The sequence below is a fragment of the Bradyrhizobium betae genome (assembly GCF_050632175.1).
GTDB classification, from domain to species: Bacteria; Pseudomonadota; Alphaproteobacteria; order Rhizobiales; family Xanthobacteraceae; genus Bradyrhizobium; species Bradyrhizobium betae_B.
Genome location: NZ_CP192576.1, coordinates 3,258,621 through 3,277,558, shown reverse-complemented (window position 1 = coordinate 3,277,558; position 18,938 = coordinate 3,258,621). Strand labels below are relative to the sequence as shown.

18 protein-coding genes and 1 pseudogene are annotated in these 18,938 nt (G+C 65.1%); 6 read left to right on the top strand and 13 right to left on the bottom strand.

What is annotated here, in order from left to right; translation table 11 throughout:
- Positions 1-74: 74 nt before the first annotated feature.
- From ACQ86E_RS15700 to ACQ86E_RS15670, 7 genes are all read right to left on the bottom strand, one after another.
- Complete coding sequence (locus ACQ86E_RS15700; RefSeq protein ID WP_431206485.1) at positions 75-788, bottom strand: ABC transporter ATP-binding protein; 714 nt, start codon at positions 786-788, stop codon at positions 75-77.
- Position 789: 1 nt separating this feature from the next.
- Positions 790-1,557, bottom strand: coding sequence for an ABC transporter ATP-binding protein (locus tag ACQ86E_RS15695; protein ID WP_431206141.1), 768 nt, complete (start codon positions 1,555-1,557; stop codon positions 790-792).
- The gene (locus ACQ86E_RS15690) at positions 1,550-2,494 is read right to left on the bottom strand and encodes a branched-chain amino acid ABC transporter permease (RefSeq protein ID WP_431206140.1); all 945 of its coding nucleotides are present in this window, start codon (positions 2,492-2,494) and stop codon (positions 1,550-1,552) included. The genes ACQ86E_RS15695 and ACQ86E_RS15690 overlap by 8 nt, the downstream gene beginning before the upstream one ends.
- Complete coding sequence (locus ACQ86E_RS15685) at positions 2,491-3,408, bottom strand: branched-chain amino acid ABC transporter permease (protein WP_431206139.1); 918 nt, start codon at positions 3,406-3,408, stop codon at positions 2,491-2,493. Before ACQ86E_RS15685 ends, ACQ86E_RS15690 begins: the two co-directional genes overlap by 4 nt.
- Positions 3,409-3,739: 331 nt before the next feature.
- Complete coding sequence (locus tag ACQ86E_RS15680; protein WP_431206138.1) at positions 3,740-3,949, bottom strand: hypothetical protein; 210 nt, start codon at positions 3,947-3,949, stop codon at positions 3,740-3,742.
- A 10-nt stretch (positions 3,950-3,959) separates the two neighbouring features.
- Complete coding sequence (locus ACQ86E_RS15675) at positions 3,960-4,619, bottom strand: acyl-homoserine-lactone synthase (RefSeq protein WP_431206137.1); 660 nt, start codon at positions 4,617-4,619, stop codon at positions 3,960-3,962.
- An 83-nt stretch (positions 4,620-4,702) separates the two neighbouring features.
- Positions 4,703-5,431 carry a LuxR family transcriptional regulator gene (locus ACQ86E_RS15670; protein ID WP_431206136.1) on the bottom strand — a complete coding sequence of 243 codons (729 nt, stop codon included), beginning with the start codon at positions 5,429-5,431 and terminating at the stop codon, positions 4,703-4,705.
- A 166-nt stretch (positions 5,432-5,597) separates the two neighbouring features.
- On the opposite strand from ACQ86E_RS15670, the gene ACQ86E_RS15665 reads away from it, so the two are divergent.
- Both ACQ86E_RS15665 and ACQ86E_RS15660 read left to right on the top strand, forming a co-directional pair.
- On the top strand, positions 5,598-5,774 hold the full coding sequence (locus ACQ86E_RS15665; RefSeq protein WP_431206135.1) for a hypothetical protein: 177 nt from the start codon (positions 5,598-5,600) through the stop codon (positions 5,772-5,774).
- Between the two features lie 215 nt (positions 5,775-5,989).
- Complete coding sequence (locus ACQ86E_RS15660) at positions 5,990-6,868, top strand: shikimate dehydrogenase (RefSeq protein ID WP_431206134.1); 879 nt, start codon at positions 5,990-5,992, stop codon at positions 6,866-6,868.
- Between the two features lie 86 nt (positions 6,869-6,954).
- Here the strand turns inward: ACQ86E_RS15660 and ACQ86E_RS15655 are convergent, their stop codons facing one another.
- On the bottom strand, positions 6,955-8,127 hold the full coding sequence (locus ACQ86E_RS15655) for an ABC transporter substrate-binding protein (protein WP_431206133.1): 1,173 nt from the start codon (positions 8,125-8,127) through the stop codon (positions 6,955-6,957).
- A gap of 292 nt (positions 8,128-8,419) precedes the next feature.
- Between ACQ86E_RS15655 and ACQ86E_RS15650 the strand changes: the two genes are divergently transcribed.
- Positions 8,420-9,682, top strand: a complete 1,263-nt coding sequence (locus ACQ86E_RS15650; RefSeq protein WP_431206132.1) for an NAD(P)/FAD-dependent oxidoreductase — start codon at positions 8,420-8,422, stop codon at positions 9,680-9,682.
- 176 nt (positions 9,683-9,858) lie between these two features.
- On the opposite strand, the gene ACQ86E_RS15645 is transcribed toward ACQ86E_RS15650, so the two are convergent.
- Both ACQ86E_RS15645 and ACQ86E_RS15640 read right to left on the bottom strand, forming a co-directional pair.
- On the bottom strand, positions 9,859-11,070 hold the full coding sequence (locus tag ACQ86E_RS15645; RefSeq protein ID WP_431206484.1) for an ABC transporter substrate-binding protein: 1,212 nt from the start codon (positions 11,068-11,070) through the stop codon (positions 9,859-9,861).
- Positions 11,071-11,109: 39 nt separating this feature from the next.
- Positions 11,110-12,316: pseudogene (locus ACQ86E_RS15640) on the bottom strand (cytochrome P450).
- An 80-nt stretch (positions 12,317-12,396) separates the two neighbouring features.
- On the opposite strand from ACQ86E_RS15640, the gene ACQ86E_RS15635 reads away from it, so the two are divergent.
- On the top strand, positions 12,397-12,903 hold the full coding sequence (locus ACQ86E_RS15635) for a MarR family winged helix-turn-helix transcriptional regulator (RefSeq protein WP_431206131.1): 507 nt from the start codon (positions 12,397-12,399) through the stop codon (positions 12,901-12,903).
- A gap of 276 nt (positions 12,904-13,179) precedes the next feature.
- Here the strand turns inward: ACQ86E_RS15635 and ACQ86E_RS15630 are convergent, their stop codons facing one another.
- Positions 13,180-15,030 (bottom strand): feruloyl-CoA synthase, encoded by a 1,851-nt coding sequence (locus tag ACQ86E_RS15630; RefSeq protein ID WP_431206130.1) that lies wholly within the window; start codon positions 15,028-15,030, stop codon positions 13,180-13,182.
- 145 nt (positions 15,031-15,175) lie between these two features.
- Between ACQ86E_RS15630 and ACQ86E_RS15625 the strand changes: the two genes are divergently transcribed.
- Positions 15,176-15,682 (top strand): MarR family winged helix-turn-helix transcriptional regulator, encoded by a 507-nt coding sequence (locus tag ACQ86E_RS15625; protein WP_431206129.1) that lies wholly within the window; start codon positions 15,176-15,178, stop codon positions 15,680-15,682.
- Positions 15,683-15,872: 190 nt separating this feature from the next.
- Positions 15,873-17,669, top strand: a complete 1,797-nt coding sequence (atzF, locus tag ACQ86E_RS15620) for an allophanate hydrolase (RefSeq protein WP_431206128.1) — start codon at positions 15,873-15,875, stop codon at positions 17,667-17,669.
- 137 nt (positions 17,670-17,806) lie between these two features.
- Here atzF and ACQ86E_RS15615 read toward each other — a convergent pair whose 3' ends face one another.
- Entirely contained in the window at positions 17,807-18,529 is a 723-nt protein-coding gene (locus ACQ86E_RS15615; protein WP_431206127.1) for a GntR family transcriptional regulator, read from the bottom strand.
- A gap of 4 nt (positions 18,530-18,533) precedes the next feature.
- Positions 18,534-18,926: an oxalurate catabolism protein HpxZ gene (gene hpxZ / locus ACQ86E_RS15610; RefSeq protein WP_431206126.1), complete on the bottom strand. Its 393-nt coding sequence runs from the start codon at positions 18,924-18,926 to the stop codon at positions 18,534-18,536.
- Between the last annotated feature and the right edge of the window lie 12 nt (positions 18,927-18,938).

Genomic DNA, 18,938 nt, shown 5'->3' with positions numbered 1-18,938 from the left:
CAATCCAGAATCCCTCCGCGGAAAGACTCTGGATTGCTTCGCTGCGCTCGCAATGACGCGGAAAGAGCGAGGGCTCAAATCCCCAGATACTTATGCTGCAGATCCGGCTCTGCCATCAGCTGGTCGGACGTGCCGCTCCACACCGTCTTGCCGCGCTCGATGATGTAGTGACGGTCGCAGATGCGGGCGAGGTGGTCGACGTTCTTGTCGACGACGAGGATCGACTGCCCGCGGCTCTTGAGCAGCGACAGGCAGCTCCAGATTTCCTCGCGGATCAGCGGTGCCAGACCTTCGGTCGCTTCGTCCAGGATCAGCAGCTTCGGATTGGTCATCAGCGCGCGGCCGATCGCGAGCATCTGCTGCTCGCCGCCGGAAAGCTGGTTGCCCATGTTGGAGGCGCGCTCGGCGAGCCGCGGGAACATGACGTAGATGGCGGCGAGCGTCCAGGGATTGGCGCTATCGAAGCGATCGGCGGCGGCTGCGACCAGGTTTTCGCGCACGGTGAGATTCGGGAAAATCTGGCGCCCCTCGGGGACGAGGCCGACGCCGAGTTTTGCGATCTTGTACGACGGCTGCGTCCGCACCTCGGTGCCCGCAAAACGGATGCTGCCCGCGCGCGCCGGCGTCAGGCCCATGATGGAGCGGATGGTGGTGGTCTTGCCCATGCCGTTGCGGCCCATCAGCGAGACCATCTCGCCCGATTTGATCGACAGCGACAGGCCGAACAGGACCTGGCTGAGGCCGTAACAGGTCTCGATGCCGTCGACGTCGAGCAGTATTTCGGCCATTTCAGACATGGTGCGTCACCACGTGCTGATCGCCGAGATAGGCGCGCTTGACCTCGTCGTTGGCGCGGATCGCTGCTGGATCGCCCGAAGCGATGACACGGCCATAAACCAGCACCGTGATGCGGTCGGCCAGCGCGAACACCGCGGGCATGTCGTGCTCGACGAGGACGATCGAGACCTCCTTGCGCAGCTCCTGCAGCAGCTTGACCATGCTCTGGGATTCGGTGACGCCGAGACCCGCCATCGGCTCGTCGAGCAGCAGCAATTTCGGCTTGCTCGCGAGCGCGACCGCGAGCTCGATCTGGCGGCGCTCGCCATGGCTGAGCCTGGACACCAGGATATCGGCACGATGCAGCAGCCCGACGCGGTCGAGCGCGGCATGGGCGGCATTGCGCAGGCCCTTTTCCTTGCGGGCATTGGCGAAGAAACGGAACGAGTGGCCTGCATGCGCCTGGGCCGCCAGCGCGACATTATCGGCGGCAGTGAAATCCAGCAGCAGCGAGGTGATCTGGAACGAGCGGGCGAGGCCCAGCGCGCAGCGGCGATAGGCCGGCAGATAGGTGATATCGCGCCCCGCCAGCGAGACGCTGCCGGAATGCGGTTCGAGATGTCCGGTGAGCTGGCTGATCAGCGTGGTCTTGCCGGCGCCGTTCGGGCCGATGATGGCGTGCAGCTCGCCGGCCGCGACGTCGAGCGAGACGTGATCTGTCGCGACGATGCCGCCGAAGCGGCGCACCAGCTTGTCGACGCGGAGCAGAGGTTCAGCCACGATTGAACCTCCCGAGCAGGCCCATGATGCCGCCACGGCCGAACAGCACGATCAGCAGCAGCATCGGCCCCATGATCAGCGCCCAATATTCGGTGAGCTGCGACAGGAATTCCTCCAGCAGCAGATACACCACGGCGCCCATGACGGGACCGAACAGCGTGCCCATGCCGCCGAGGATCACCATCACCATGAGATCGCCGGACCGGGTCCAGTACATCACGGCCGGGCTGATGAAATCGGTGTTGTTGGCGAGCAGCGCGCCGGCGAGGCCGCACATCATGCCGGAGATGACGAAGCAGACGAGCTGGTAGCGTTTGGCCGGGAAGCCGATCGCCTGCATGCGCTGCTCATTGGAGCGCAGTCCCTGCACGACCAGGCCGAAGCGCGAATTGGCGATGCGCCAGATCAGGAAGATAACACCGAGGAGGCAGGCGAGGCAGAGATAGTAGAACTGCGTGCGATTGCCGAGATTGATCAGCCCGGAGAAGTCGCTGCGCTTGTAGACGGTGAGGCCGTCGTCGCCGCCGTAGCGCGCCAAGCCCGAGGCGACGTAATAGGCCATCTGCGCGAAGGCGAGCGTGATCATGATGAAATAGACGCCGCGGGTGCGCAAGCTCAGCGCGCCGATCACCAGTGCATAGAGCGCGGAGGCCGCAAGCGCGACCGGAAACTGGATGAAGCCGGAGCCGACGCCTTCCTGCGCGAGCATGCCGACGGCATAGCCGCCGATGCCGAGATAGGCGGCGTGGCCGAAGCTCATCATGCCGCCATAGCCCATGATGAGGTTGAGGCTCGCGGCCGCCAGCGCGAGGATGACGATGCGGGTGAACAGCGTCAGGATGAAGATATTGCCCGAGAGCTGCGAATAGAGCGGCAGCAGCACCAGGCCAGCCAGCATCAGGGCCGTGACGGCCTTGCTCACGGTGAACGCCTTCATCGACGGTTGGCCGGAAACAGCCCCTCCGGCCGCACCACCAGCACGATCGCCATCAACAGGTAGATCAGCATGGATGACAATGCAGGCGCGGCGGTCGAGGCGGCAGCGCCGCTCAGCACCTGGCGCAACAGTTGAGGCAGGAAGGCGCGGCCGAGCGTGTCGATCATGCCGACGAAGATCGCGGCGAGGAACGCGCCTCGGATCGAGCCGATGCCGCCGATCACGATGATGACGAAGGCGAGGATCAGGATATTCTCGCCCATGCCGATCTGCACGGTGAGGATCGGCGCCTGCATCAGGCCGGCGAGGCCGGCAAGCGCGGCTCCAAGACCGAACACCAGCGTATAGAGCAGCTTGATGTTGATGCCGAGCGCGCCGATCATCTCGCGGTTGGAGGCGCCGGCGCGGATCAGCATGCCGATGCGGGTGCGCATCACGCCGAGATAGAGCAGCAGCGCGACCAGCAACGCCACCACGATGATGGCGAGGCGATAGGCCGGATAGTGAATGCCGGGCAGGATCGGCACCGGCACGGTGAGCCAGGCGGGCAGCGGCAGCGCGAGGCCGGCCGGGCCCCAGATCAGCCGCACCGCTTCATTGAAGAACAGGATCAGGCCGAACGTGGCGAGCACGTGGTCGAGATGGTCGCGGCCATAGAGATGCCGCAGCGCGCTCATTTCCAGCACGATGCCGAGCAGCAGCGTGGCGCCGAGCGCCAGCAGCGCACCGAGCAGGAAGCTGCCGGTCCAGGCCGCGAAGGTCGCCGCGAAATAGGCGCCCATCATGTAGAGCGAGCCGTGCGCGAGGTTGACGAGATCCATGATCCCGAACACCAGCGTCAGGCCCGCGGCGAGCAGGAAGAGCAGCAGGCCAAACTGCAATCCATTCAGGAACTGTTCGACGACAAGCAGCATCAGAACTCTTTCAGGCGCACGCGGTGTCGCGCCGACGTTCGAACACGGTCGCCATCAGTGAAAGAGCTCCCCCTGCCTCTACAAGGCGGAAAAATGGGTAATGGCAGTATCGTTCCGAAGCAAGAGCGATTCCGCGCCAGACATGCACTTTGTTGCATCCGGCCGCGCGCAGTCGAACACGCCTTGCCCAAGTCTTCAACAAAGTCTTCAACCAAATCCTTGCAAGAAAGCTGCCGAGCGGCGTGGGGCAACCTGCCGCACCCAAACGATCACCCTCCCCGCGGCAGGCCGTGGGGAGGGTGCGAATTCGCCGGAGTGACGAAGAGGACGTCTAGTGCGATGTGATCTCCCGGGAATGGTCGTCTCGTTCGGGATGCATGCTGTCTGCCGTCGAGGCCTCGAGGGCCGCCATCCGGAACAGATAGGCGAGCGTCACCAATCCGGAGTCCTCCGCCATTTGCGCGAGCTCGAGCGCCATGTCGGACATGTAGCCGAGATTCTCGTCCCTGGTCTGCGCCATGGTCTGGGTGTCCCGCATCATGTTCCTCATCTCAGGCGCTCTTCCGTTGGGCGGCAGCGAGGCCGCAGAGATTGGCACGTGCAACGGCGTCCAGACGCGGGCCGTCCTGTCGCACGATCGACGCGACGCCGATGCGATCATGCAGGACGTCTACCGTCTCGCGGCGAATGTCGATGGTCGCCGCCATGGTCCAGGCGTTCTCCACCAGAGCCGGCAGTCCAAGCGGGGTCACGACGAAGCCGGCCTCGTGGAAGCGCGGCAGCCACCAGGTCTCCATGATCGCGCTGACCTGTGCGATGCCCTGATTGAGGCAGAACTCCTGCACCGCCGCCATCAGTTGCAGGTTGAGTGGCCCGTCGCGGCGGTCACGGACGACGAAATAGCGCGACCACTCCCAGACCAGCGGGTCAGCCGGGCAGCCGCGCACCGCGGCCAGATGCGGAAAGACCTCGCTCATCATCGAGGGCTTGGTCGTCGGGTAGAGCCGGTGACCGCCAATGACGCGGCGCCCCTCCAGCGCGAGCAGGTAAACCGTATCCTCGTTGTCGTAGGAATCGATCTCGCGGCCATCCGGCTTACGCAGCGTGTCCCAGTGCCGCTCCTCGACAAAGATGTCGTGGCGCAGCCGGAAATGCTGCTCGAGTACGTCTTCGTAAAGGTGGCGATTAACCGCAGAAATTGCATGAATCATGAAAACCCCCATTCAGTCTCAATGGGGGCCAGCCTCCGTGAAAAGAGGCAGGCTCGATACTGGGAAATTTCCCAGTATGTCGCTCAGGGATTGATGATCTTGTTGCGGATCGCCAGCGCAACCGCATGCGTGCGGTTGACGGCGCCCAGCTTGCGCGCAGCGGTTGCGAGATGTTCTTCGGCGGTGCGCTGCGTGATGTGCAGGATCTCGCCGATTTCCCAGGCCGACTTGCCCTGCGAGGCCCACGCGATCACCTCGCGCTCGCGCGGGGTGAGACGCGCCGGGGGATACGGCACCGGCTGGAGCAGGCGGCGGATATGGTCGAAGCCATACATCGCCATCAAATGCAGCGCCGGCTTGCTGCGGGGATTGAGATCGAGGTGGACGCCGCCGAGCGACACCGCGGCCTCGTGGCCGGTCAGCCCGTGGATCGGCACGATGAAACCGCGCGACATGCGAAAATCGCCGGCGCGGTTCATCACCTCGGCCGCATCCGGTTCCAGGTCGGCGTCATATGGCGCTTCCGCCCATTCGAACGGGTTGACCGATTGCCGGCACAACCGCACCACCGGATCGACGCGGTCGTAGTTGTTCCGGGTGTAGAGACTGAACCATTCCGCCGGCCAGCGCTTGGCCAGCACCATCTGCGCAAACCGTTGATCGGGATTCGGCAATCCCGTCACGATGATGGTTTCGAAGCCGAAGCGGCCGAACGCCGTTTCGAGCGCATTCATGGCGTCCGGGACCTTGCGATAGCTCCCGAGGCCCTCGATGAAGTCGAGCGCTTCCCGGCCATAGTCTACGGCGGACATCGGTGCGTTTCCTGACCCACGCCTTCCCGTATAGCACGTATTCGCGGGCTGCCTCAATTTGCTGCTGCCGTAGTTTTGCGGCCTGCGCTCGATCCGAGAATTTAATCTACTTGTGGAAGAAGTGATGCCAAGTTACACCTGTGGCGTCTAAAGCGGGAAAACCACGATGGAAGACGAGGACATCGCCCTCAACAGCGTGCTCGGCCTTGAACTGAACCGCGTGTTTTTCGCCGTCCACGAAACGGCGAACAAGCAGAAGATCATCGAGTTCGCGCGCGAGGTGCTGCAAGGCGAGCACATGGAGCGGCCCGGCAGCGTGTCGCCGGAAGGACCGGCGAGCTAGAGCGCAGTCGCAGCAAATGCGACGCCGATCAAACAGGTCGCGCGCCGATGCCCCGTCATTCGAACGGGACGATTCCAGTCGAAACAATCCGATCTCGAAGCTGGCTCCTCCTTCTCCGCTCGTGGAAGAAGGCTGATGAAAGTCCCTTGGAATTGCGCGGATTTCCCCGCTAATAGCCGGGACCGAAGGCTCCCAGCGAGACGATAGAAAGCCATATGTCCAAGCGCGGATACGCCGCCAGCAAGAAGCTCCTCACCGGCCTGATCGGCGCGCCAATCGCGCATTCCGCATCTCCCGCCATGCACGAGCGCGCCGCCGAGGCGTTCGGCCTGCGCTGTCACTACCAGCTCATCGAAGTCGCCGGCGCCGACGCGGCCGGGCTTGCCATGATGCTCGAAGGCGTGCGCCGCCTTGGCTTCGCCGGCGTCAATGTCACTTTCCCTTATAAGGAGGCGGTGGTGCCGCGGCTCGACGCGCTGGCGCCGGGCGCCGCCGCCATGGGCGCCGTCAACACCGTCGTCGTCAAGGACGGACGGCTGACCGGCCACAACACCGATACGACCGGCTTTGCGCGCGCGGTGGCGCCGCTGCTGGCGCCGTCCGGCAACGCCATCGCCGTGATCGGCGCGGGAGGCGTCGGCAAGGCGATCGCCTTTGCGCTGGCGAGCCTTGACGTGACCGACATCCGCATTTTCGACAGCGAGCCTGCGCGCGCCGAGACGCTGGTCTCCTTGCTTGCCCCGCGGGGCGGCGCGAGGGTGGCCGCAAGCGTCGAGGATGCACTGCATGGCACGACCGGTGTCGTCAACGGCACGCCGGTCGGCATGTTGCCGAACCAGGACATCCCCGTTGCGGCCACGCTGCTGCACGACAGATTGTGGGTCGCGGATGCGGTGTATTCGCCGCTGATCACGCCGCTGCTCGCCGCGGCGCAGGAGCGCGGCGCGCGGATCATGACCGGACGGGAGCTCGCAATTTACCAGGCCGCCGACGCCTTCGAGCTTTTCACCGGCCTTGCCCCATCGACCGAGATCATGGGCGAGGCTTTCGACGAGGTGATGGCGGCGCGAAGTTCGACCTATCACCCGGCGTAAGCGCGGCGCTCAATCATGCCGGGGGAGTGCGGCGCATTCTTCGCCTCTCCCCGTAAAAACGGGGAGAGGGAGAGGAGAGAGCGAGTTCACTTCATCGCACACTTGTCGTGGAAGCGATCCTGGTCGTTCTCGACGATCGTCGCCACCGTCTTCAGCGAGAGCTGGCCTTCGCCGTCCTTGACCACGTCCTGGAGATAGAAGTTCTGCACCGGGATGTGATTCTTGCCGTACTTGAAGGGGCCGCGCAGCGACTTGAAGTTGGCCTTTTCCATCTCGGCCTTCATCGCGTCCTTCTTGCTGGTGTCGCCCTTCACCGCGACGACGGCGCTGTTGATCAGCTGGGCCGCGTCATAGGCTTGCGCGCCATAATAGGTCGGACGGAGGCCGGTGTACTTCTTGCGATAGTCGGCGACGAAGCGCTTGTTCTGCTCGTTGGGCAGGTCGTTGACCCATTCCTGCGCACCGGGAACGCCGAGCGCATTGTCCTTCTGCAGCGGCAGCGACAGCTCGTCGACGGTGAACGCCGTGTAGAGCGGCATCGTGCTCTTCAGTCCGGCCTGCGCATATTGATTAAGGAACTGCACGCCGGCCGCACCGGGATAGAACACGAAGATGGATTCCGCGCCTGACGCACGCGCCTTGGAGAGTTCGGCGGAGAAGTCGAGCTGGCTCGGCCAGACCGTATATTCCTCGCCCTTGACCTCGCCCTTGAAGGTGCTCTTCACGCCCGCGAGCATGTCCTTGCCCGCCGCGTAGTTCGGGCCGATCAGGAACACGCTCTTGACGCCCTTCTGGTTCATGTAGAGGCCCATGGCCGCCGGCGTCTGGTCGTTCTGCCAGGAGGTCGAGAACACGTAAGGGCTGCACAGCTCGCCCGCGAGCTGCGACGGGCCGGCATTGGCCGAAATCAGGAAGGTCTGCGAGTCCACCGCGGTCTTGAGCGAGGCCAACAGCACGTTCGACCAGATGTAGCCGACGATGAAATCGACCTTGTCGGACTGCACCAGCTTCTCGGTCTTCTGCTTGCCGACGTCGGGTTTCTGCCCGTCGTCCTCGTAGATCACCTCGACCGGCTTGCCGTCCATCTTGCGGCCGATGTGGTCGAGCGCGAGTTCGAAGGAATTGCGCATGTCGTTGCCGATCACGGCGGTCGGGCCGCTGAAGGTCGAAACAAAACCAATCTTGATCGTGTCGCCGGCGAACGCCTGATTTGCCAGCCCAAGCGCAGCTGCGCCCGCCAGCCAGAATGCCGTCCTCATAACCACTCCCTCTCTATTATTGACCCCGGAACGGAGTAATCGCCGTTCGGGTCTGTCTCTATTGAACGCAAAAACCGTCGCGCCGCCAATGGCTCAGTGCCGACCCCTGCACCATATTTCGCTGTATTCGAGGATGGCAAGAAATATAATTCTACTCACTTCGGCCAAGGCTGCGGCGCTTGTTCGCGGCCTCGATACACCCGGCCTATGCCACGATTGATGACGGCTATTGGACCGCAGCACCTGATCCGCACATAAATGAAGATGAGTAGCAGCGAGATTCGAGGGCATCATGGCCACGACACCGCATCGCGTCGTCATCGTCGGAGCCGGCTTCGGCGGGCTGGAGGCCACCTACCGGCTTGCGGGGGCGCCGGTCGAGATCACGCTGATCGACCGCCGCAACCATCATCTGTTCCAGCCGCTGCTCTACCAGGTCGCGACCGCCTCGCTCGCGACCAGCGAGATCGCCTGGCCGGTCCGGCACCTGATGCGCGACCGGCGCGAGGTGACGACGCTGTTTGCGACCGTCAGCGGCGTCGATGCCGCAAGACGTTGCGTGCTGATCGACGACGGCAGCGAGGTGCCCTACGACACGCTGGTGCTCGCCACCGGCGCGCGCCATGCCTATTTCGGCCATGACGAATGGGAGCAGTTTGCGCCGGGCCTGAAGACGCTGGAGGATGCGACCACGCTGCGCCGTCACATCCTGCTGGCCTTCGAGCGCGCCGAGCGCGAGACCGATCCAGCCAGGCGCGCGGCACGCCTGACCTTCGTCATCGTCGGCGCCGGTCCCACCGGCGTCGAGCTCGCCGGCACCATCGCCGAAATGGCGCATCACACCCTGCCCGGCGATTTCCGCAACATCGACACGACCAAGGCGCGTGTGGTGCTGATCGAGGCGGGGCCACGCGTGCTGGCTGGATTTCCCGACGATCTCTCGGCGTATGCGCAGGCATCGCTCGAAAGAATCGGCGTCGAGGTCGTGCTGGGACAGGCGGTCACCGAGATCAATCGCGAGGGCGTGGTGTTCGGCGGCAAGCTGCTCCCGGCAAAGACACGAATTTGGGCCGCCGGCGTGCGCGCCTCGCCCGCCGCCGAATGGCTGGGCGCACCAAGCGATCGCGCCGGGCGCGTGCAGGTCGAGGCCGATCTGACCGTTCCCGGCCATCCCGATATTTTCGCGGTCGGCGACACCGTCCTGATCAACGCCTGGGGCGGCAAGCCGGTGCCCGGCATCGCGCCGGCGGCGAAGCAGCAGGGACGGCATGTCGCCGAGACCATCAAGGCGCGGCTGCGCGGCGCTGCGACGGGACCGTTCCGCTACAAGCACTCCGGCAGCCTCGCGCAGATCGGCAAGCGGCTCGCGGTGATCGACTTCGGCCGCATCAAGCTGCGCGGCACCATCGCATGGTGGATCTGGGGTATCGCCCACATCTACTTCCTGATCGGGCTCCGCCACCGCCTCAGCGTCGCGCTGAGCTGGCTGTGGATCTACGCACGCGACCAGCGCGCGGCGCGGTTGATCACACAGGGCAGCAGCAAGGTGGTGTAGGTTGGCTCTTCTCCCTCGCCCCGCTTGCGGGGAGAGGGTCGGGGTGAGGGGAGTCTCCGCGAGGACGGCGGGAGTTGGACCCGCGGAGAGTCCCCTCACCCGCCGCGCGCGGGACGATGCATCGCATCGCCCGGGGCGCGTCGGTCTCTCCCGCAAGCGGGGAGAGGCAAGATTCTTTACTTCACCAGTTCGCAGCCGCCATCCGCCAGCGGGCGGAACGCCTGCTCCGCCGGAATGGTCGAAACCAGCTTGTAATAGTCGTACGGGTATTTCGACTCCTCGGGCTTCTTCACCTCGAACAGATACATGGGATGCACGACGCGGCCGTCCTGGCGGATCGCGGTATCGCCGAACAGCTTGTCCTTGCCCTTGAACTTCTTCATCTGCGGCACCGCATCCCTGGCGTTGTCGCTGCCGGTCGCGGCGACCGCGTTGAGATAAGCGAGCGTGGAGGCGTAGACGCCGGCCTGGTTGCCGCTCGGCATCTTGCCGTTCATGCCGGGTCGCGCGGCGAAACGTTTTGCGAAAGCACGGGTGTCGTCGTTCATGTCCCAATAAAAGGCTTCCATGAGCTGGAGGCCTTGCGCGACCTCGATGCCCATGCCGTGGACGTCGTTGATGAAGAGCAGGAACGCGACGAGCTTCTGACCGCTCTGCTGTACCCCGAACTCGGCGGCCTGCTTCACCGCGTTGATGGTGTCGCCGCCGGCATTGGCAAGGCCGACCACTTGCGCCTTCGAGTTCTGGGCCTGCAACAGGAACGAGGCGAAATCGGACGTGCCGAGCGGATGCTTTGACGAGCCGAGCACCTTGCCACCGTGCCCCTCGATGTATTTCTGCGCCTCGGCCTCGATGCCCTTGCCGAGAGCATAGTCGACCGTGAGAAAATACCAGTCCTTGCCGCCGCGCGACATCATCGCGGCCGCCGTGGTATTGCCGGTCGCCCAGGTGTCGTTGACCCATTGGACGGTGTTGGGAGAGCAGGCCTTGCCGGTCAGATCGGAGCTTGCCGTCGACGACGCCAGGAACGTCATGCGGCTGTCGCGCAGCAGCGTGTTGATGGAGAGGCCGACGGCCGAATTCGGCACGTCGACGATGGCATCGACGCCGTCGACATCGAGCCATTTGCGCGCGATGGCGTTGCCGACATCGGCCTTGTTCTGGTGGTCGGCATAGACGATCTCGACCTTGATGCCCTTACCGCCGCCGTTGAAATCCTCGGCCGCCATGCGCGCAGCTTCCACCGAGCCCAGGCCGTTGGTATCCTGGAAGATGCCGGAGATGTCGTTGAGCACGCCGACGCGCACGACGTTGTCGGAGATCTCGGCGCTCGCCACGCCGCTGATCAGGCTCGCGGCCAGCGCGAGCGTCCATTTCAGATTCTTCATCATTCCCTCCCCTGTTGATTGTTTTCGTCGCCGGTCGCGTCAGGCCGGCGTGATCGTCACCGGCAGGCTGTCCAGCCCGCGCAGCGTATTGTTGAAGCGGCGCTTCGGCTCGCCGGTGATCTCGATGCTGGCGACACGGCGAGCCAAGGCCGTCAGCATGGTCTCGCCTTCGAGACGCGCCACCAGCTGGCCGACGCACATGTGAATGCCGGAGCCGTAGCCGACATGGCCGGAGGTGCGGCGGGTGATGTCGTAGCTGTCGGGCTTGTCCCAGCGGCGGGGATCGCGGTTGGCCGCGGCGAGGAACATCAGCACCTTCTCCCCTCGCCGATCGTTGCGCCGGAGAGTTCGACATCACGCGTGGTGGTGCGGAAGAACGTCTGCACCGGGCTTTCGAACCGCACCGCTTCCTCGAAGGCGTTGCGCGCGAGCGTGAGGTCGCCACGCAGGCGCTGCCACTGCTCCGGGAAGCGCGCGAGACAATAGACCGCGGCGCCGATGCCGTTGACGGTGGTGTCGAGGCCGGCCGACAAGAGCGAGCGCACCAGCAGCGGCGCCTCGGTCGCCGTGATAGCGCCCTCGTCGACATGGGCATGGATGCAGGCACCAATGCCGCCGGGCGTGAGGTTGTTACGCTGGCATTGATCGGTGACGTAAGCCTGATGTGGCGCCGAACGCGCGATGGCTTCCTGGCGCAGTTCATTCGGCGGGCCGAACGCGTTGAACACGACGCTCGCATAGGGAATGAGGTGCTCGCGCCCCTCCGGCCTCAGGCCGAGCGCATCCGGGAAGATCGAAAGCGGATAGGCTTCGGCGAGATCCGTGATGGCGTCAAAGCTACCCTTGTCGAGCAGCGCGTCGACCCGCTGTTCTGCGACGGCGGCAAAGCGGTCACGCAACCCCTTCATCACGGTCGGCGACAGCACCTTCGACAACACCGCACGGGTGCGCGTGTGCTCGGGCGGGTCGGCCTCCAGGATCAGGCTCGGCGGCCGCCACGGCGTCTCCTTCTTGAAGTCGGACAGGCCGACGCCGCGGCTGGAGCAGAAGGTCGCGGGATCGTTCAGGACGGCATGGACTTCGGCATAGCGCGCCACGCCATAGAGCTTCCACTTGTCGAGATAGACGACCGGGCCGGCCTCGCGCAGCAGCTCGTGCGCGGGGTAGGGATCGGCAAAAAACTCATGTCGAAGGGATCGACGTCGACATGCGGGACGCCTGATGTCGCGGAGCCGGGTGCGCTCATGAAACTCCTCCCTCATTTTGATCTTGTGAAAGGACCGCGCTTGCCCTTAGGTCTGCGGGCACGCCGCGAGTCAGGTACCCATGCCGCCGTCTTCGACCAGAGCCCGCCAGAAGCCAGCGCCCATGGAGGCGGGACCAACGCTCGATCTCGACCGCTACGTTCCGGCGTTCATCACCTTCATCGCCAACAAGCTCTCGAACAGCGCGACCGCGTTCTATCAGAAGCAGTTCGGCGTCAACGTCACGGAGTGGCGCATCATGTCGCTGCTGGCGATCGAGCCCGGTATCCCGGCGTCCCGCATCTGCCACGTGATCGGGTTCGACAAGGGCCCGGTGAGCCGCACGCTCGCGAGCCTGGAGAAGCGCGGGCTGGTCTCGATCCGCACCGATCCGAACGACGGCCGCACCCATTCGATTTCGCTGACGGCACGGGGCCGCGCCACCCATGACAAGGTGATCGTCGCCGCGTTCGAGCGCGAACGACGGTTGCTGTCCTGCCTGAGCAAGGACGAGCGCGAGGTGCTGATCGATCTGCTGCGCCGGTTGCACGAGAATCTCGGCGCGGTGACCGGCGGCAGCGACGCCTGACGGATCGCGCGCCGGGCGCACTCCCACGCCACGTCCAGGCATACGCCGGCATTTGCCCGCGGCACCCCTAAGGCCGAGCATCGTTTCCTCCGTGACAGGCGCAGCGGTTCCCCCGCCGTCATCCTTGTCGGAAACGGTTCGCACAAATTAGTTGCTTCGGCAACAAAAGAATCACGCAGGATATTGCGGCAGAATGGCTGGCGTGTTTGAGCATGTCCCGGACGCGCTGCAGCGTGAAACGCTGCTGCGCTGCGCAACCACTCCGGTCATTTTGAACTACAACCCGATCCACTCGCCCGATGCATCGTCATTCAATCGCGCGACCGCATCCGCCCGCCGCGTCAGCACCGCGCGCTGGTTGATGTAGCCCTTGTCGGTGATCTCGCCGCCGTCGACGGATGGCGGCTCGACGAGCAACAGCGCCCGCGTCGCATGGCCGGAGGAGTTGGCGCCCTGCTGTTTCAGTTGGGCGAGGCCTTGCGCGATCGCGGTCCTGACCTTGGCATGCGCAAGCAAATCGTTGACATCCGCCGTCTCGGGCAGACCGGCATGGGCGCGACAGGCAGCGAGGTTCGGGAACACCAGGAAGCGCACCTCGTCGCCGCCATGGCCCGCGACGACGATGTCCTGCGCGAACGGCGCCAGCGCGGCGATGCCGGCGACGCGGAGCGTGCCGACATTGACCCAGGTGCCGGAATTCAGCTTGAAGTCTTCCGCGACCCGGCCATCGAAGAACAGGCCGCGCTCGGGCCGCTCTTCATCGGCCAGCTTCACCGCATCGCCGATGAGATAGAAGCCTTCATCGTCGAAGGCCTGCTTCGTCAGTTCGGGCGCCTTCCAATAGCCCGGCGTGACGTTGGGGCCGCGCACGCGCACCTCCAGCTTGTCGCCGGACGCAACGAGCTTCAACTCGGTGCCGGGAATCGGCACGCCGATATTGCCGGAGCGGTCGGCGAGGAAATGACAATCGGTCGCCAGCGGCGAGGTCTCGGTCGAGCCCCAGGCCGAGACCACCGGCAGCGGGTGGCCGACGGTTTCGATGGAGAGCTGTTCGAGCGTATCCCAGAGATTCTGCGGCAGCGCCGCTCCGGCATAGAAGGCGAATTTCACCTCGCTGAAGAAGCGGCGGCGCAGCCTCCCGTCGCCTCGCAGCGCCGCGATCAGCATGTCGAAACCGCGCGGCACGTTGAAATAGACCGTCGGCATCACACTGCTGAGATTGGCGAGCGACGTCGCGAAAAGACCGGGCGCGGGCTTGCCGCCGTCGATGTAGAGCGAGCCGCCATTGCGCAGCACCAGGTTGAAATTGTGATTGGCGCCGAAGGTGTGGCTCCAGGGCAGCCAGTCGAGGATGACGAGATCGCCGCCGCCCTGCTCGAGAAAGATCCAGGTCTGCGCCTTGGCTTGCTGGCTCGAGGTCAGCATGCGCTGGGTGTTGATCACGGCCTTGGGCGTGCCGGTCGAGCCCGAGGTGAACAGGAATTTTGCAATCGTGTCAGGTCCGACATTTGCGAAGGCATTTGCGACGTCGGGCGTTTCGGGCGTTGCCGCGACGTCACGGAAGGCGAGCGCATCATCATCACCAGCCTTGCCGCTGATGATCTGCGCATCGTGCAGCGGCTTGATCGCGGCCAGCGCCGCGGCAAACGGCTTGGTCGCGGCGACATAGATCGCACCCGGCTGAAGCAGCGAGATCATGCTCTTGAGCTTGTCGAAATCCCTGGACATCAGCGAATAGGCCGGCGAGATCGCGGCCGAGGGCACGCCGACGTGCTGGGCGGCGAGCGCGAGCAACGCATGGTCTATGCTGTTGTCGGAGAGAATGACGACGGGGCGCTCGGCGCTGAGACGCTGCGCCAGGATCCAGGACGCCGCCGCGCGGACCCGCCGCAGCGCACCCGCGTAGGTCATGGTGGCCCAAGGGGTATCGGCGCTGTCACGCTCGGCGAGGAAGATCGTGTCGGGCGTCTGCCGCGCAAAATGCTCCAGCCAGTCGCCGATGCAGCGCGCGCTCTCGCGAAGAGGCTCAGGCGAACGCAACACGATGCTGCCGTCGGTGCGACGCTCGGCGACGGTCTGTGGCGTTGCGAACAGGCTCGCCGCGTCACCGCGTAGGGCGGTCGTCATCTGTTTCCTCCTCGCCGATACCGGACCGGCTGCAACCTCGTTCCGGGCTGCTGGCGAGAATGTTGAGCACCGCAATTGTTGTCGTCAACAACAATCTTTCGCCCGGCGGAGCGCCGCGCTAGGGTGACAAGGCAGGAGACATGATGTGACAGTCAGCGCAGCCCGAGCCGAGCGCCACCCCTCCCCGCGCAAGCGCGCCGGCAACGGTACGGCGCGGCAACTCGACGCGGACGAGATCGGCCTCGACGCGCTGGCCGGGCACGCCGGCTACGCGGTGCGGCGCTTCCAGATCTGGATTTTCCAGGACTTCATCAAGACGCTCGGCGAGGTCGACATCCGGCCGACGCAATATTCGGTGCTGACGGTGATCGGCGCCAATCCGGGGCTCTCGCAGATGGCGGTGGCCAAGCGCCTCGGCATCGAGCGCGCCCGGCTGGTGCACTTGCTCAACAACCTCGAACAACGCAAGCTGGTGAAGCGGATCAAATCGAAGACCGACCGGCGCTCCCACGCGCTGCATCTCACCGCGCCGGGCGAGACGGCGCTGGCGAAGTTCAAGCGGCTGGCCGCCGAGCACGAGCGGCATGTCGAGGCGAAGATCGGCAAGGAGAACCGGGAGCGGTTGCTCCAGATCCTTGCTGGCTTCACATGACTTGATTGCCTACGATTTATGCAGATGCCTACAACGGGGCGCTGGCATGACCGCCTTATCGCGGGGCAGAATGTCGCCCAAACTGCTGATTTTACGATAATATCCGCAACAGCCATCCTGCCCGGATTGTGTACACAATGGCACATCGCTTGCTTCAATCCGGGTGAAGCAGTTGCCGGAGTTTGTCACCATGGGGGCTGAGCAGCCTGAAACGATTGCCGCGATTGTGGCCGCGCATCGCGCGGGCATCGTCACGCCGGCGCAGACGATCGCGCGGACCTACCAGCGCATCCGCGACCACAATGATCCCGCGTTGTTCATCAGCCTGCGCGACGAGAAGGACGCCGTTGCGGAAGCCGAAAGGCTGGCCGCGAAGGATGCCGCCGGCCTGCCGCTCTACGGCGTCCCGGTTGCGGTGAAGGACAATATCGACGCGCTGGGATTTCCGACCACGGCCGCCTGCCCGGCCTTCTCCTACACACCGACGCACGACTCGACCGCGGTGGAGCGCCTGCGCAGGGCCGGGGCCATCATCATCGGCAAGACCAATCTCGACCAGTTCGCGACCGGGCTCGTCGGCGTGCGCTCGCCCTACGGCATTCCCAGAAATTCGATCCGCGAGGATCTCATTCCCGGCGGCTCGAGTTCGGGATCCGCCACCGCCGTCGGCGCCGGCCTGGTGCCGTTGTCGCTCGGCACCGACACCGCCGGCAGCGGCCGCGTGCCGGCGATGCTCAACAACATCGTCGGGCTGAAACCGAGCCTCGGCATGATCTCGACCGCGGGTCTCGTGCCGGCGTGCCGCACGCTCGACTGCATCTCGGTGTTCGCGCTGACGGTGGACGATGCCGCGCTCGCGCTGTCGGTGATGGCCGGACCCGACCAGGCCGATCCGTTCTCGCGCGACCGGCCGCTTGGCGCACTCACGCCGTTTCCGGCCGGGTTGCGCCTCGGCGTGCCCCGCGCCGGGCAGTTGATCTTCTTTGGCGACAAGAAGGCGGAGGCGGCTTACGCCGATGCATTGAAACGCTGGACGTCACTCGGCGCAACGCTGGTCGAGTTCGACCTCGAGCCGTTCTACGAGACAGCGCGGCTGCTCTATGAAGGTCCCTGGGTCGCCGAGCGCTATCTCGTGATCAAGAATCTGCTGGCGTCCGCGCCCGACACGATCCATCCCGTCACGCGCGAGATCACCGCGGCCGGGGCACGGCTCACGGCGGCGGACACCTTCTCCGCGCTCTATCGCCTGCAGGGCCTGCGCAAGATCGCCGAGCGGACGTTTGCCAATATCGACGCGCTGGTGCTGCCGACGGCGCCGACGGCGTATACGACCGCGCAGGTGCTGGCCAACCCGATCGAACTCAACAGCCGGCTCGGTACCTACACCAATTTCGTCAATCTGCTCGACCTCTGCGGTCTCGCGGTGCCCGCCGCGATGCGCGCCGACGGCATTCCGTTCGGCATCACGCTGCTGGCGCCCGCGGGACGTGACGCACTGCTCGCGAGCATCGGGCGTGTCTTCCATGCGGATACGAAATTGACCGTGGGGGCGAAGGGCGTGCCGCTCGCGCCGCTTGCGGCACATGGCGACGACGCGATTCCGATCGCCGTGGTCGGCGCGCATCTATCCGGCATGGCGCTGAACGGTGAACTGACGGCGTTGAACGGAAAGCTGATCGAGGCGACTAGGACCACGCCGGACTACAAACTCTATGCGCTCCAGACCACGCCGCCGAAGCCCGGCCTGCTGCGCGTCGAGGCCGGCAAGGGCGCGTCGATCGAGCTGGAGATCTGGTCGCTGTCGTCGTCCGCCTTCGGCAAGTTCGTCAATGCGATTCCGGCGCCGATGGCAATCGGGACGGTGCGGCTTGCTGATGGTCGCTGCGTGAAGGGATTTCTGGTCGAGCCGGAGGTGCTGGGCGAAGCGCGCGACATCACCAGCCATGGCGGCTGGCGCAAGTTCATGGCGGAATCCGCGACGGGGTAGTTCGTCATTCCGGGGCGCGCGTAGCGCCGTAGGGTGGGCAAAGCGAAGCGTGCTCACCAAATTCCAACATCATCGCGAGAGTTGGTGGGCACGGCGCTTTGCGCCTTTGCCCACCCTACAGCACCGAGTACGCGGCGCTACACCGACACCGCGTAGATCTCGTACTCCCCGCGCACCAGCTCGATATGCGCGCGCATGGCGGCTGCGGCGCCCTGCTTGTCGCCGCGCATGATGGCGACGACGACGCGGTCGTGCTCGGCCTGCGACTTGGCGAGGCGGCCGAGGTTGCGGAACTGGGCGCGGCGGAACGGCTGCACGCGGACGCGGGTGGCCAGCGTGATCTCGGCGATGTAGCCGTTCTGCGATCCCGCATAGATCGCGTTGTGGAAGCGTTCGTTGACCTCGTGGAAGCGATCGGGATTGCCGGCGTAGCTCAGCACCCGCAGCTCTTCGTGGATGGCCTCCAGGCCGTGGCGTTCCGTGGCGGACATGCGCTCCGCGGCAAGGCCCGCGCACATCGCTTCAAGCTCCGCCATCGCCTCGAACATGCTGGTCAGCCGTTCGAACGAAGGCTGCGCCACCACCGCGCCGCGGTGCGCGCGCGATTCGACCAGGCCGCTCGCGACGAGCTGGCGCAACGCTTCGCGCACCGGCGTCCGCGACACGCTGAAGCGCCGCGCGATGTCGGTCTCGTCCAGCGGCGAACCGGGGGCCAGGGCTCCACGCACGATCTCGTCGGCAAGCTGCAGACGCAGTTCCTCGGCGCGCGTGACTTTCTGTAGCGACGGCAGCGCCCGGTCGACGCGCGGCACCACCGGCTCGGCCGGCAGTGTTCCCTGCGGAAGATCGTCAAGCGTCATAAGGTCAGGTCTCTTTCGACTCGTCGATGATGCTGACATGGGCGGCGACGACACGCCAGCCCTCCGGGAAGCGAATCCAGGTCTGCATCTGCCGGCCGACCTTGCCGGGAGCCGTATCGCGATAGAACAGGGTTGAAGCGACCGCCGTGTCGCGGCCGTAGCTGGTGATCACGGTCCTGGCGGTACGGCGGTTGAGGCCGATCGGCGAGCGGCCGGCGCGGAAGCCGGAGATCGCCGCGTAGCCGTAGAGGTTCTCGCCGATGCCGTAGCGCAGCGTGCGAGGATCGTTGCGGAACAGCTCGCCAAGCACGGCGACGTCGTTGGTGATCAGCGCCTGCTCATAACGATCGAACGCGGCTTTGACTTCCGCGATCACGTCGGGGAGATCGATCTCCATTCCAGATTCCTC

Excerpts from the sequence above, each read along its gene's own strand:
- ACQ86E_RS15635 (WP_431206131.1), top strand. The coding sequence starts at position 12,397 with ATGCCGCCGTCTTCGACCAGAGCCCGCCAGAAGCCAGCGCCCATGGAG.
- ACQ86E_RS15650 (WP_431206132.1), top strand. The coding sequence starts at position 8,420 with ATGGCCACGACACCGCATCGCGTCGTCATCGTCGGAGCCGGCTTCGGC.
- ACQ86E_RS15630 (WP_431206130.1), bottom strand. The coding sequence starts at position 15,030 with ATGACGACCGCCCTACGCGGTGACGCGGCGAGCCTGTTCGCAACGCCA.
- atzF (WP_431206128.1), top strand. The coding sequence starts at position 15,873 with ATGGGGGCTGAGCAGCCTGAAACGATTGCCGCGATTGTGGCCGCGCAT.
- ACQ86E_RS15670 (WP_431206136.1), bottom strand. The coding sequence starts at position 5,431 with ATGTCCGCCGTAGACTATGGCCGGGAAGCGCTCGACTTCATCGAGGGC.
- ACQ86E_RS15615 (WP_431206127.1), bottom strand. The coding sequence starts at position 18,529 with ATGACGCTTGACGATCTTCCGCAGGGAACACTGCCGGCCGAGCCGGTG.
- ACQ86E_RS15645 (WP_431206484.1), bottom strand. The coding sequence starts at position 11,070 with ATGAAGAATCTGAAATGGACGCTCGCGCTGGCCGCGAGCCTGATCAGC.
- hpxZ (WP_431206126.1), bottom strand. The coding sequence starts at position 18,926 with ATGGAGATCGATCTCCCCGACGTGATCGCGGAAGTCAAAGCCGCGTTC.
- ACQ86E_RS15675 (WP_431206137.1), bottom strand. The coding sequence starts at position 4,619 with ATGATTCATGCAATTTCTGCGGTTAATCGCCACCTTTACGAAGACGTA.
- ACQ86E_RS15690 (WP_431206140.1), bottom strand. The coding sequence starts at position 2,494 with ATGAAGGCGTTCACCGTGAGCAAGGCCGTCACGGCCCTGATGCTGGCT.
- ACQ86E_RS15685 (WP_431206139.1), bottom strand. The coding sequence starts at position 3,408 with ATGCTGCTTGTCGTCGAACAGTTCCTGAATGGATTGCAGTTTGGCCTG.
- ACQ86E_RS15665 (WP_431206135.1), top strand. The coding sequence starts at position 5,598 with ATGGAAGACGAGGACATCGCCCTCAACAGCGTGCTCGGCCTTGAACTG.
- ACQ86E_RS15655 (WP_431206133.1), bottom strand. The coding sequence starts at position 8,127 with ATGAGGACGGCATTCTGGCTGGCGGGCGCAGCTGCGCTTGGGCTGGCA.
- ACQ86E_RS15660 (WP_431206134.1), top strand. The coding sequence starts at position 5,990 with ATGTCCAAGCGCGGATACGCCGCCAGCAAGAAGCTCCTCACCGGCCTG.
- ACQ86E_RS15700 (WP_431206485.1), bottom strand. The coding sequence starts at position 788 with ATGGCCGAAATACTGCTCGACGTCGACGGCATCGAGACCTGTTACGGC.
- ACQ86E_RS15680 (WP_431206138.1), bottom strand. The coding sequence starts at position 3,949 with ATGATGCGGGACACCCAGACCATGGCGCAGACCAGGGACGAGAATCTC.